12 protein-coding genes are annotated in these 13,552 nt (G+C 51.6%); 6 read left to right on the forward strand and 6 right to left on the reverse strand.

Features of this window, described 5'->3' with window-relative positions; translation table 11 throughout:
* On the reverse strand, window positions 1–126 hold a 126-nt coding region (locus EK23_RS23045; protein ID WP_145998718.1), incomplete at its 3' end, for a helix-turn-helix domain-containing protein.
* Window positions 127–503: 377 nt separating this feature from the next.
* Between EK23_RS23045 and EK23_RS23715 the strand changes: the two genes are divergently transcribed.
* Window positions 504–689: a YceK/YidQ family lipoprotein gene (locus EK23_RS23715; RefSeq protein WP_158002536.1), complete on the forward strand. Its 186-nt coding sequence runs from the start codon at window positions 504–506 to the stop codon at window positions 687–689.
* Between the two features lie 760 nt (window positions 690–1,449).
* Window positions 1,450–3,246: a hypothetical protein gene (locus EK23_RS17130; RefSeq protein ID WP_045226628.1), complete on the forward strand. Its 1,797-nt coding sequence runs from the start codon at window positions 1,450–1,452 to the stop codon at window positions 3,244–3,246.
* Between the two features lie 99 nt (window positions 3,247–3,345).
* On the opposite strand, the gene mnmE is transcribed toward EK23_RS17130, so the two are convergent.
* The 5 genes from mnmE to rpmH are packed head-to-tail and all read right to left on the reverse strand — an operon-like array spanning window position 3,346 to window position 7,138.
* The gene (gene mnmE / locus EK23_RS17135) at window positions 3,346–4,725 is read right to left on the reverse strand and encodes a tRNA uridine-5-carboxymethylaminomethyl(34) synthesis GTPase MnmE (protein ID WP_327037063.1); all 1,380 of its coding nucleotides are present in this window, start codon (window positions 4,723–4,725) and stop codon (window positions 3,346–3,348) included.
* Between the two features lie 39 nt (window positions 4,726–4,764).
* Complete coding sequence (gene yidC / locus EK23_RS17140) at window positions 4,765–6,423, reverse strand: membrane protein insertase YidC (RefSeq protein ID WP_045226629.1); 1,659 nt, start codon at window positions 6,421–6,423, stop codon at window positions 4,765–4,767.
* Complete coding sequence (gene yidD, locus EK23_RS22690; protein WP_082054299.1) at window positions 6,416–6,649, reverse strand: membrane protein insertion efficiency factor YidD; 234 nt, start codon at window positions 6,647–6,649, stop codon at window positions 6,416–6,418. Before yidD ends, yidC begins: the two co-directional genes overlap by 8 nt.
* Window positions 6,601–7,035 (reverse strand): ribonuclease P protein component, encoded by a 435-nt coding sequence (gene rnpA, locus EK23_RS22695; protein WP_235282171.1) that lies wholly within the window; start codon window positions 7,033–7,035, stop codon window positions 6,601–6,603. Before rnpA ends, yidD begins: the two co-directional genes overlap by 49 nt.
* Entirely contained in the window at window positions 7,004–7,138 is a 135-nt protein-coding gene (gene rpmH / locus EK23_RS22700; protein WP_082054301.1) for a 50S ribosomal protein L34, read from the reverse strand. The genes rnpA and rpmH overlap by 32 nt, the downstream gene beginning before the upstream one ends.
* Window positions 7,139–7,453: 315 nt before the next feature.
* Here rpmH and dnaA point away from each other — a divergent pair, with 315 nt between their 5' ends.
* The 4 genes from dnaA to gyrB all read left to right on the forward strand — a co-directional run bounded on the left by dnaA (window position 7,454) and on the right by gyrB (window position 13,531).
* Entirely contained in the window at window positions 7,454–8,785 is a 1,332-nt protein-coding gene (gene dnaA / locus EK23_RS17145) for a chromosomal replication initiator protein DnaA (RefSeq protein WP_045226630.1), read from the forward strand.
* Between the two features lie 67 nt (window positions 8,786–8,852).
* A complete protein-coding gene (gene dnaN, locus EK23_RS17150) occupies window positions 8,853–9,953 on the forward strand; it encodes a DNA polymerase III subunit beta (protein WP_045226631.1) in 1,101 nt (366 codons plus the stop codon).
* A 61-nt stretch (window positions 9,954–10,014) separates the two neighbouring features.
* Window positions 10,015–11,097: a DNA replication/repair protein RecF gene (gene recF / locus EK23_RS22705; RefSeq protein ID WP_045226706.1), complete on the forward strand. Its 1,083-nt coding sequence runs from the start codon at window positions 10,015–10,017 to the stop codon at window positions 11,095–11,097.
* 16 nt (window positions 11,098–11,113) lie between these two features.
* On the forward strand, window positions 11,114–13,531 hold the full coding sequence (gene gyrB / locus EK23_RS17160; protein ID WP_045226707.1) for a DNA topoisomerase (ATP-hydrolyzing) subunit B: 2,418 nt from the start codon (window positions 11,114–11,116) through the stop codon (window positions 13,529–13,531).
* Window positions 13,532–13,552 lie beyond the last annotated feature (21 nt).

Consider the following 13,552-nt stretch of genomic DNA (forward strand, 5'->3'; position numbering starts at 1 on the left):
GTAGCGATAGAAGGTGTCTCGCGACACCCCCATCACCTTGCAGGCCTTGGACACGTTGCCGAGTTCGGTTGCCAGGTTCAGCAGACCGATCTTGTGACGGATGACATTCTGATTGAGACTACTCATGGGGTTACTCCTGCGCTCACGCGCCGTTTCGATGAAGATTCGCACCTCTATCAAAACGGGTAACCCCACCTCGCGGCAAGGAACTCTGTCAGATCAAGTCTGAACTTCTACATATGATAAGTGGCTCTAATGATGATCCCGAATCGCTCCCCTATCTTTTCGGCGGAGTAGGATGACCAACCCTCTGTAGGCTGCATCAAATTTCGATGACATGTTTATCAAGGCTGATAGTTGTTTGTCTGTTTGCTGTCTTAGAGGCAGGCTGTGCCTCATTTCTTATTGAAAATCAAGGCGGTCAGTGGGTGGGGAAGTATAAGGACTGCCCAACCGTCTTTCAGCTGACCCGCCTGGAGATTGCGTCCCTGGAGTGGGCGATCATGGATGGTCTGATACCGTCGGATGCTTGTCTTCGTCACTACTACAAGAAAGCAGGCAAAGACGCCAGCTACATGACGAGTAATCGGGCGATGTCACCGCTGTTCGTGCTCAGTTTGCCTGTGGACCTGACATTGGACACCATTGTCCTTCCGTTCACCGTTTCAAGGGCGATAACAGCAGATTGACGCTCCGGGTTAGGAATTCCGCTAAATAAGGATTTACCTGCTCACGGGTGTTTCCATGCGAAGTCGATTGTCTTCGTCTGCTTGTAACACCATCCTCTGTCGCCGTATGGCGGTTTATTTTCATCGTACTTAGCACCTGACAGTTTCCTCTTCGATGCCACTCATCTAGTTGAGCAACGGCATCCGGCCGCTACGTTAGTTCCTGAAGTCTGCACGAGCAAACGCGCCTTTCAGTCGCGAATTTCCCATGTCTGCGTGTCAGCCAAAAGCCTCTCCCGGTCGACTGCCTTGCCTTGCTTGGCGCGCTCGCCAAGTCTGAGTGTAACGATGCAAAAGCAACGAATCCACCACGATATCAATATAGAGGCATACGTCACAATATTGTGACACTTATAAGACAAATAATTTATAGTTCTATATTTTTCTTTTAAATTCATAGGCTAAAGGGTTTTTTTGAAGTGCCACAATAATGTTACTTTTAACCAAAATGGGGCGTGAAAAGCTTGGTATTGCGCGAACTAAAAAATTAACTGATATTTTACTCGTCGGGTTGAACTTTTTAACGGAGACGCAGGATAGACTGGTGAGCATCTAAGCGTTTCCTCAATCTCGCAGTCTTGAGAATGGTTCGTAATGGACGTTTGAGAGTTTCGGTTTGGATAAAAAATATAGGTGTTTTTAGCTAGATAATGCCTTTCGGCAGTTCGTAACGGGACTTTTGTTCTTGCCAGCTTATTTTGAATTAATTTAAGTCAGAGTCATGAATATTTTTATATTGAGGACTTTATTTTTATTGAATTTCTCTTTCATGGCTCTTTCAGTTAATACTTCTGAGGCAGCTGAAGCAGAACTTCTTCTCAGTATTTCACCCGAACGTACGTCTCCAACGATCCTCAACGGGGCTCTGATAAGTGGTAACGTCTACATCTATGTGGCGCCGTCTAAAGAGGTAACGCAGGCGAGCTTCTACTTGGATGATCCAAATATGATCAATCCACCGATACGGTCAGAGCGGCTTGATTCCTATGATTTTTCTGGTACAGATCAAAGTACCGGGAAGGCTTATCCGTTCGATACAGCAAGTCTGGAACCCGGCGATCACACGATTTCGAGCCAGATCGAGTTTCGCGATGGAAGCGTCGAAATTGCACAAGCAAGATTCAAATATTTCCCACCCGACGCACCACTCGCGCTGATTTCCAATGCGGAGTTGATGGTCAGTACGTTACCGGGTCGGCTAGATCCTACCGAACTGGACCAAAGCGCACTTAATGGGGACGCTTACATCTTTGTCGCGCAGGCTAGCGGCGTCAAGCAAGTAGCCTTTTACCTGGATGATCCGGACATGCTTCAGATTCCCGTGAAGGTCGAGCGATTTGAAGCGTACGACTTCGCCGGGACAAATGACACTACGAAGACGGCCTATCCTTATGATTTATCGCAACTTATAGAGGGAGGGCATACCCTCGCTGCACGCATCGATTTTGTTGACGACAGTTTCCGTACCCTTCAAGCGGACTTTGTTCGCACTAAAGACCTCGTTCAAGTACCTATCGCGACGCCGTCGCCAGAGCCTTCTTCAGTGCCAGCGCCAAAGCCACCTGCGGCTCCTGGGCCTGTGCTAGGCTCGGCAAAAAAGTGGAATCCGGGGCATTACCTCAATGCGTATTGGGGAACAGACATGCCCGGATCCCTTAACAAAACAAAGCCGTACGCCTTCCTCAAAGGTGTTTCCGTGATTCATCAATGGCGTGAATTGGAACCGACCAAGGGCAGTTACAATTTCAGTAGAATTGAAAGTGAATTGGCCATGGCGAAAGCCCAAGGCAAGCAACTCATGATCCAAATTAACGATAGGACCTTCTGGAAGAACTGGCCTGATTGTGTCCCCGACTATCTCATAAATGATCCAATCTACAAAGGCGGCCAGTCGCATATCGGGATTAAGTGTACTGCATTGCGGTGGGTACCGGCTGTGCAGGATCGCTTGATTGCACTCTACAGGGCTCTTGGACAGAAGTTCAACGGTGATCCCAATTTCGAAGCTATTTTTGTGGAAGAAGATGGAGTCGAGACGGCAGGTGATAATATGTCTCTATATTCATCAAGAGGATACACGGACCAAGAGAAAAGAGGGATGGATGCACTGGCCGCATCTTTTCCAAATACTCAGGTTTTCAAATTCCTGAGCTGGGGACCTAATGTCGGCGAGTTGTTTGCGTATGCCAAAAAACTTGGACTCGGGGTGGGAGGCCCTGATCTAGTTCCAGATAGTAAAACCTTTTCTACATCGTTTTATACTCAATATTCTGGGAAGATACCGTTACATATCTCTTCTCAGGATCCTCGGGTTAATCAGTATATTGAGCAGGGTGGCAGTGTAGAGCGGATGCTGGACTTCGCCATTTCGGACCCCGCTGGATTGCATGTAAACTACATCATCTGGGACCAGCCGAATTACCCGAATTTTAGTTACAAGAGGGATATCCTGCCCCTCCTTGAAGCTCGACAGGGATATATCAACACGGGTTGTCCGACAAGCATTGTTTGCCAATAAATCCAGGAACAACCAGCCGCCTTGTATTGGGTTAGTTCGGTTTCTGGCTAAGGTGTGAACGCTGCTCCGTCTATCAAACGTTTTGAATTCGTGTCTGCCTCACTTTCCAATGCAAAAGCTTGAAAATATGCTGCCCAGCAGGTCTTCTGTGGTGAATTCTCCCGTGATCTCACCTACGGAGGTTTGAGCCAACCGAAGTTCCTCGGCGACTAGTTCGGCGCCGCTTCCAGTCTGTAGGTGCAAGATTGCGGTGGTAACGGCAGTATGGGCACGTTCCAAAGCGTCCACATGACGGCGCCGTGCGGTAAAGACATGAGCGGAGTCGCTTTCGTACCCAGCCATTTTCTTAAGGTGCTCTTGAAGCAGTTTTATGCCGAGGCCTGTTTTGGCGGACAGGTGGACGACAACGCAGTTTTCGTTTTCGTCGATAGACGCTGAGCGCCCGCTCAGATCTATCTTGTTGTAGACCTTTATCAAAGGGATCTCGGGTGGAAGTTGCGCAAGCAGGTCATCGTCGGCATCGTTTGTGCTGTCGTCCAAGATCAGGAGAGTGAGGTCGGCGCTGGCGATCGCGGTGTGCGCCCGTCGGATGCCTTCTTGTTCGATGGGATCTTCACTGTCGTGAATGCCTGCCGTGTCAACGATATGCAGTGGCATGCCGTCTATTTGTATGTATTCGCGCAGAGCATCTCGGGTAGTGCCGGCGATGTCGGTGACAATGGCTAGGTCTTTTTGAGCGAGGCGATTCAGGAGACTGGATTTGCCGACATTGGGCCTGCCCGCTATGACGACTGTTAGGCCTTCTCGAAGTACGCTGCCTTTCCTGGCGGAACCCAGGATCTCTTCCAGGCGCGTCGATAGTGCTTGAAGTCGCTGAGCAGTGTTGCTTTCGGTCAGATAGTCGATTTCCTCATCGCTGAAGTCGATCGCTGCTTCCAGAAAGGAACGAATTCCTATTAGCGCGTCACGCAGCTCATGAATCAAGGTGGAGAATTCGCCTTGCAGAGAGCGTTGGGCCGAGCGTGCCGCAGTTTCAGTCGAGCTTTCAATCAGGTCAGCAATAGCTTCCGCCTGAATCAAATCGATCTTGCCATTGAGAAAAGCGCGTTCCGAAAATTCGCCAGGCCGCGCAAGTCTTATGCCCAGGCGCGTTATGCGACGAAGAAGCAGATCCAGGAGCATGGGACTGCCGTGACAGTGTAGTTCCAGCACATGCTCCCCGGTAAAGGAATGGGGTTGAGGGAATAATAGGGCGACACCGGAATCCAGAATTGAATCATCGGTGTCATAGAAGGGAAGGAAATGCGCGTGTCGTGGGCGCAAATCTTGTCGGAGTACTTCGCGGCAGACGCGCTCCACCAATTCGCCGGAGATTCGCACGATTCCGATGCCGCCGCGTGCCGGCGGTGTCGCAATGGCGGCTATGGTATCCGTGGTCAGGGTGGCTAGTCTCCGGGTGCTCGCTGAAGCGGCTACCACTGATGGGTAGCTGCTTCGGCGCGGAGTGAGCGGCTTAGCTTAGGCTCGCTTTTCGATCTGTCGTGTGATGAACCACTGCTGCAAGATGGAAAGCAGGTTGTTCACGACCCAGTACAGCACCAGTCCGGAAGGGAAGAAAGCGAAGAAGAATCCGAACATCAGGGGCATGTAAAGCATGACCTTGGCCTGGATAGGGTCTTGCGGCTGCGGGTTTAATTTCTGCTGGAAGAACATGGAAGCGGAGTAAATGACCGGCAGCACGAAATAGGGATCTTTGGCCGAGAGATCCTGGAGCCATAGCGCAAATGGGGCTTGTCTGAGTTCGACTGCCTCCACTAGCACCCAGTAGAGGGATATGAAGACGGGTATCTGCACGAGTACCGGCAGGCACCCGCCGAGTGGATTCACTTTTTCCTTCCGGTAGAGTTCCATCATGGCGATGTTGAACTGCTGCTTGTCCTCTCCGTAGCGCTCCTTGAGTTCCTTCAGCTTGGGCTGCAGCTTCCGCATATTGGCCATGGAACGGTAGCTGGATTCAGATAGTTTGTAGAACAGCAGCTTGATGGTAATAGTGACGAATATGATGGCCCATCCCCAATTGGCGAAGATGGCGTGGTATTTCTCCAGCAGCCAGAAAATTGGCTTGGCAATAAACGTCAGGTTTCCGAAATCGACGGTAAGCTCGAGGCCGGGCGCGACGCTTTCCAGGGCGCGTTGCAATTTTGGTCCAGCAAACAGGCGTGAATGAAAGACCTGCTCCGCTCCGGCAGGGACTTCCTGCTGTGGCGAGACGGCGCCGATAAGGAAAAGCTGGTCACCCAGATCCTTGGTGTAGAAAGTGTCTACCTCACCCGCCTTGGGAATCCAGGCGGCCACGAAGTAGTGTTGGATCATTGCGACCCAGCCGTTCTGTCCTTTCCGGTCGAGCTTTTGCTCCTGCATGTCATCGAAAGAGATCTTTTCGTATTTGTCCGCTTCGGTGTAGAGCACACCACCGACGTAGGCTCGATCCGCGGACGATGTGGAGAAAGCTGACCCCGGCTTTTTATCGGGCTGCTTGCGTTGCAATTGAACATACGGACCGGTCTTCAGCGTTGCTCCGGACTGATTGGCGACCTTCTGCTCCATATCGATGAGGTAGCTACCTCTGCGAAACACGTAGGTTTTCGTGACGCTTATGCCTTTGTCGTTACGCCAGGTCAATGGAACGCTCAGGCTATCCGCACCAGGTGCAAGGCGGTACTCGGTCGACTCGACCTGCCACTGACTGTGGTGGGTAGGCGTCTGGTCGGCATCGGATAGCAGTCCGCTTTGGGTGATGAACAGTTCGGTGGGTTGATCGTTCAGCAGACGGACGACCGGCTCAGGCTGATCCTTGTTTTGTGGATACTTCGTGAGGTCCAGCACGCGAATGTCGCCGCCGCTGGAATCGATTTCCAAGTCAAGCAAATCGGTTACAACGCGGATGCGCTTCCCTTGCACGAGGCCTTCGGCGGAGGAAGCTGGGGCGTCCAGTTTTTCAGGTGACTGAGCTGGTTTCGCGGAGGCGGTGGTTCCGGGACTTCCCGATGGTAAGTCAGGCGATTGCGCGCTTGCTGTTGCTTCTGGTTTGGGCCCGTAGTCGAGCTGCCACTGCTGCCATATTTCATAACTTAGAAAAAGAAAGAAAACGAAAAGTACAAACCTCAAATTATCCATGTTTGCCACCAAGTTTTTCTGGGACTGGATCGATGCCGCCTTCGTGCCATGGGTGACACTTAGACAGTCTTTTTATGGTCAGATAGGCACCACGCAAGGAACCGAAACGTTCGATGGCGGTGATAGCGTAGCTTGAGCACGTGGGATGAAACCGGCAGTGATAGCCCACCCAAGGGCTTAGCACGACGCGGTACAACTTGATGAATTGCACCAGAACGTATTGCATTTTCTTATTAGAGTTTCCCAGTGCTTGTCTATCGAGCGTCGCAAGGCCGCCGTGTCCGCAGTGTTCACGGCGGACCGCGTCAGTACCACGATATCAAGATTGCCCAGACCATGGCGCCGGAGCCGGAAGCTTTCCCGAATCTGACGTTTGATGCGATTTCTGTCTGCGGCGTGACGAACAGTCTTCTTTGAAATGGCTAAACCGAGGCGGGCGTGTCCCAGTTGATTGGGACGTGCCAGCACCGTTAGGTACAAATCGGCCGATTTTTCGGCCTTTGCAAAGACATACTTGAAGTCGGCAGCCTTGACTAAGCGAAATTGTCGGGAAAATCCCCAGGTTGCCGGTGTCAAACGGTTAAACGGCCAACTTCTTCCGGCCCTTGGCACGACGGGCGTTAATTACCGCGCGTCCGCCACGGGTCTTCATGCGGGCCCGGAAACCGTGGGTACGAACTCGTTTGATTTTGCTGGGCTGATAGGTTCGCTTCATCTTCTTTCGCCTGTATGGGTAGAGGAACTACTTTCTTGATAAAAAAGGCCTGAAATGCTAAGGCAGTGACGTCTTGATGTCAATGCTGTGGATAACTATGGATTGGGGTATAGTAGATGTTTCGGGCCCTTTCTTACGCGATGTGCCGTGAAGGCTGTGCCTGAGTTCGAGAATGGAGCTTTAGGCAGGACTTTCCGAGCAACAGAGGCTTTCATCCGAAGTCTGCATGGGTCTCACCGTCCAATACCGTCGGGATCACGCGTACGCCACGATCCCGCAGGTTTCTCCTGTTTACTATTTAAGGAAATCGCCATAATGAGTACGCTGTGGAGCGATTGCATCAGCAAGCTTGAAGGCGAGTTGCCGCCACAACAGTTCAATACGTGGATTCGTCCTCTTCAGGCCGTTGAAAATGGAGCTGAGCTCCGGCTTCTGGCGCCAAATCGCTTTGTGCTGGATTGGGTCAAGCAGCATTTTTTCGAAAAGATCGAAGAAGCTGTTTCGAACCAAAAGCTGCAACCGGCGCCTCACGTCGTGCTTGAGATCGGAAGTAAGGTCGAAAATTCCTCTAAGTCTGAAAATAGGCTGCAAGTTCCCAAAAGGCCGGCGACGGTCCGCAAGAGCCAGCCGAACAATTTGAATTCCGCATTCACCTTTGAGTCCTTTGTCGAGGGGAAGTCGAACCAGCTGGCCAAAGCGGCTTCGGCTCAGGTAGCGCAAAGTGTGGGCCGGGCCTATAACCCTTTGTTCATTTACGGTGGCGTTGGATTGGGCAAAACGCACCTAATGCATGCCATAGGGAATGAGATTCTGAGGGGAAACCCATCTGCCAATATCGTCTATCTTCATTCGGAGCGATTTGTCTCGGACATGGTCAAGGCACTTCAGCATAACGCCATCAATGCATTCAAGGAGTTCTACCGTACGGTGGATGCCTTGTTGATCGACGACATTCAGTTCTTTGCGGGCAAGGAGCGCTCGCAGGAAGAGTTTTTCCACACCTTTAATACATTATTGGAGAACAAGCATCAGGTTGTGCTGACTTGTGATAGATATCCAAAGGAAATCAAAGGGTTGGAAGAACGGCTAAAGTCCCGCTTTGGATGGGGGCTTCCGGTTGCTGTGGAACCGCCGGATCTAGAGACGCGCGTGGCGATCCTGATGACCAAGGCACAAAACGCGGGCGTTGATCTTTCACCGGAAGTGGCTTTTTTCATTGGCAAGCGCATCCGTTCCAATATTCGTGAACTTGAAGGGGCGCTGCGTCGTGTGATCGCCAATTCGCATTTCACCGGCAAGCCAATCACGCTGGACTTCGCCAAGGAGGCTCTGAGAGATCTCATCGCTCTGCAGGACCGCATGGTGAATGTGGATAACATCCAGAAGACGGTTGCGGAGTACTTTAAGATCCGCGTTGCGGATCTGCTTTCAAACAAGCGAACGCGCTCTGTGACACGGCCGAGGCAGATGGCCATGGCCCTTGCGAAGGAGCTTACCAATCACAGTCTACCCGAGATTGGTCAGATGTTCGGGGGACGCGACCACACCACGGTTTTGCACGCGACGCGTAAAGTTGCGGAATTGAAGGAAAGCGACAACAAGTTTCTGGAAGACTATTCGAATTTGATCCGTATCTTGTCCAACTGACTCCGCTTGAGCCCCGGTAAGGACTTCTTTCGATGGATCCAATATTTTCTGGTTGGACGTGCCCCATATGAGATTTTCGATTTCCAGAGATAAGCTGCTGGCGCCCTTGCAGAAGGTCGTGAGTGTCGTAGAGCGTAAGCAGACCATGGCGATTCTCTCGAATGTTCTCCTGAGGCTTTCTGGAAATTGCCTGGAACTGACCGGCACCGACCTCGAGATTCAGTTGGTGACACAGGCGGATGTGGATACTGGAGACGAAGGTGAAATCACCATTCCAGCCCGTAAATTGCTCGATATCTGCAGGAGTCTCCCTGAAGGAGATACCATCAAGTTCGAAGCGATGCAGGACCGCTTGTCGATACAGTGTGGACGTAGCCGCTTCAGTCTGAATACGCTTCCGGCCGGAAATTATCCCGCATTTGACTTAAGCCCAGCGGAACTGACGGTAGAATTCAGTAGCGGCTTGTTGAAGAAGGCCATGGAAAAGACGCTCTATGCCATGGCACAGCAGGACGTCCGCTATTACCTGAACGGTTTGATGCTCGAACTTGCTTCGGGTTACATCCGCACGGTCGCATCTGACGGACATCGCTTGGCGCTTTATGAGGGCGTCCTCGATCATGAGTTCCCACAGGGACGGCAGATCATCATTCCACGTAAAGGCGTCATGGAGCTTTTCAGGCTGCTGGGTGAGGATGATTCGATAGTCAGCACCCATATTGCTGCCAACAACATTCGGATACGGGTGGGAAATCTCAATTTTTCCGCCAAGCTGATCGAGGGCCGCTTTCCGGACTTCCAGCGCGTCATGCCGAAGGAAATTGTCACGGTGGTTACGGCGGACAAGGCAATGTTGAAAGCTGCGCTTACTCGTGTTGCGATTTTGTCAAACGAGAAATTCAGGGGTATTAATGTGGATGTCAAGGATGGCATCATGACAATCGAGTCGCACAATAGCGAACAGGAAGAGGCTCGGGAAGAGGTGGAAGTGGATCTGGAAGGGCCTGGTGCGTCCGTCGGCTTCAATGCGACCTATCTGTTGGACGCGATTAACAACATCGATTCTGAAGGCGTCCGGCTTTCACTCACTGAAGCAGCCAACAGCGCACTGTTGGAAGATCTGGTCGATCAGAGCTACAAGTTTGTGGTAATGCCCTTAAAATTATAATTATGAAGTTTATGTGCCCGTCCGTGGGCAAAGTCTGCATAGATTTTTTCTCACCATCAACATGAGCCTGACGAAAGTCGATGTTCGAAATGTTCGCAACATCGAAGTCGCGGCGCTTGAACCATCCCCACATATCAATTTCTTGGTGGGTCCCAATGGCAGCGGTAAGACGTCGTTGCTGGAGGCCTTGCACATTTTAGGTAGAGGGCGTTCATTTCGATCCACGCAGGCTGCACAGATTATCCGACTTTCTCAGGATTCGCTCACCGTCTCTGGAAAGGCAGTTATTTTAGAGAGGCCAAGTCAGGTCAGTCTCGGAGTGCAGTTGTACAAACAGGGACGAGACATTGTGGTGGATGGGCGCAAGCTGATGTCCACGGCGGAACTAGTCTGGATTCTACCCGTATTACTGATACACCCGGGTAGTAGTTCTCTTCTGGACGATGCACCGAAATTCCGGCGGCAATTTTTGGATTGGGGCGTTTTTCATCAGGATTACGAATACCTCACTGCCTGGCGTGGCTATGTCAAAGCGCTGCGTCAGCGCAATGCACTGCTGCGGGCAGGTTCGTCGCAGGGTTTGGAAACATGGAACCATGAACTTGGGCGTTATGGTCTGCTGATTGCCGAAGCGCGTTCTCGTTATTTGGAGTGTTTGCAACCATTTTTCTTGAAAGCGACGGTGCATTTTCTTGGAATTCATGATCTGCATATAAAGGTTAACCCTGGGTGGGATGTCGCACGTTCATTGCCTGAAGTGCTTCAGGCGAACGTCCAGGCTGACAGACGGTTCGGCTATACGCAATATGGGCCGCATCGGGGTGATTTCGTCATTCAAATGGACGGAAGGCCGGTCCGGCATTTTTTTTCGCGGGGCCAGATTAAGATGCTGGTTTTTGCCCTGCTCTTGTCGCAAGCGAACCTTTTGGAGAGCCAATTGGGGAAGCGCGGATGCGTGTTGATCGATGATTTGGCATCGGAGTTGGATGTGACTAACAGAAGCAAGCTTCTGTCGTTTATCAAAAGTCTTAATGGGCAGTTTTTTGTGACGGCTACGGATGAGGCGGTGCGCCATAGCACTGGTCTCGAAGCGGCTGCAGTGTTTCACGTGGAACGCGGTTGTTTGACGCGTCGAGAGAACTGAGAGGTATATGGTAAGCATGAACAGCGAAGTACAGGAATACGATAGCTCCAATATCAAGGTGCTAAAAGGACTCGACGCCGTTCGAAAGCGCCCGGGCATGTATATCGGTGATACGGATGACGGGACTGGTCTGCACCATATGGTATTTGAGGTGGTAGACAATTCCATCGACGAAGCCTTGGCTGGCTACTGTAAGGCTGTTCAGGTCACGATACACGCCGACGAATCCGTGACGGTCGCTGACGACGGGCGCGGTATCCCTGTCGACATTCATGCCGAGGAAGGTCGTTCCGCCGCAGAAGTGATCATGACTGTGCTCCATGCCGGCGGAAAGTTCGATGACAATGCCTACAAGGTTTCGGGCGGTCTGCACGGTGTCGGCGTTTCAGTGGTCAATGCCCTTTCGGAGGAACTCGAGCTCGAAATACGCAAGAACGGTCGGCTGTATCGCCAAGTTTACCGGCATGGTGAACCTCAGGCACCGTTGGCCGACGTGGGGCCGGCGGAAGGTAGCGGCACCAAGATACGTTTCAAGCCCAGTGCCGAAACATTCACCCATATAGAATTCCACTACGAAATTCTCGCGAAGCGGCTAAGGGAACTCTCTTTCCTAAATTCAGGGGTACGCATTGAACTGAGGGACGAACGCACCGACAAGGAGGATGTATACGAGTACGAAGGAGGAATCAGGGCGTTTGTCGAGCACCTAAACAAGAACAAGACGCCGCTATTCGACAAAGTGTTTTACGTCACCACGGAGCGGGACGGAATAACCGTCGAAGCCGCTCTGCAATGGAATGACTCCTATCAAGAGAACATTTACTGCTATACGAACAACATTCCTCAAAGGGACGGTGGCACTCATCTCGCCGGATTCCGCGCTGCCCTGACACGAACACTGAATAATTACATCGAAGCCGAGGGGCTCCAAAAGAAGCACAAGGTTGCGACCACCGGCGATGATGCCCGAGAAGGCTTGACCGCGATCCTATCCGTCAAGGTCCCGGATCCCAAGTTCTCATCCCAAACCAAGGACAAGCTGGTTTCATCCGAAGTAAAACCTGCGGTGGAATCAGCCATGAACGAAAAGTTCGATGAGTTTCTCCAGGAAAATCCAAGCGTCGCCAAGGTCATTGCTGGAAAAATGATAGACGCAGCGCGTGCCCGCGAGGCTGCGCGTAAAGCCCGGGAAATGACTCGCAGAAAAACAACACTGGATATTGCGGGTTTACCTGGCAAGCTTGCGGACTGTCAGGAGCGCGACCCCGCCCTGTCAGAACTATTTATCGTCGAGGGTGACTCTGCGGGCGGGTCCGCCAAACAGGGAAGGGATAGGAGAACTCAGGCGATCTTGCCGCTCAAGGGCAAAATTCTGAATGTCGAGCGCGCACGCTTTGATCGTATGCTTTCTTCTGAGGAGGTCGGCACCCTGATTACGGCCCTCGGTTGTGGTATTGGGCGAGAGGAATACGACCCTGATAAATTGCGCTACCACAGAATCATCATCATGACGGATGCGGATGTGGACGGTTCCCATATTAGAACCTTGCTCTTGACCTTCTTCTATCGACAGATGCCAGAGTTGATCGAACGCGGACATGTGTACATTGCGCAGCCTCCTTTATACAAGGTAAAGAAAGGAAAGCAGGAGCACTACGTCAAGGACGATAGCGAGTTGGATGAGTACCTTCTGCAATTGGCCTTGGAAAAGGCCCGCCTGTATATCGACGAAAATGCCCCGCCTATTCAGGGACCAGGTCTTGAGGCATTGGCCCACGAACACCTAAGGGTAAAAGCCCTGATCGAGCGTCAGTCTCATCGCTACGACCAGGATTTCCTCGAAACTTTAATGAATCTGCCACCCTTAACACGCGAAATAGCGCTGGATCAGGGACAGACCAGTTCATGGTTCAAGCTGTTGGAAAGCGCGTTGAAACGGGTGGATAAAGGCGCTGATTTTACAATTGAGGTTGACTTTGTCCCACGGCCTGGAGAATTCGTCGCCAAAGTCATGAAGAGGATGCATGGTGTACAGAGGTTCTTCGAACTATCCTCGACGTTTTTTGCTTCCAACGATTACGCTCGATTGGTGGCATTTGGACAGAAGACGGGCGATCTGTTTAGTGATGCGACTACGATAGGCTCAGAGGAGAGGCGCACGCCGGTGCGAAACTTCAAGGCCGCATTTGATTGGATGATGTCGGAGGTCCGCAAAGGCCAACATATCCAACGGTATAAGGGGCTTGGTGAGATGAATCCAGAGCAATTGTGGGAAACCACGCTTGATGCGAATACCCGTAGGCTGCTTCAAGTGAAAATCGAAGATGCCATAGCCGCAGACGAAGTATTCACAACCCTGATGGGGGACCAGGTTGAACCCCGACGTGACTTCATTCAGCGCAACGCCCTTGAAGTCAGCAATCTGGATATTTGAAGTGGCCACGCACATCCATTG

Source organism: Methyloterricola oryzae, assembly GCF_000934725.1.
Taxonomy (GTDB): domain Bacteria; phylum Pseudomonadota; class Gammaproteobacteria; order Methylococcales; family Methylococcaceae; genus Methyloterricola; species Methyloterricola oryzae.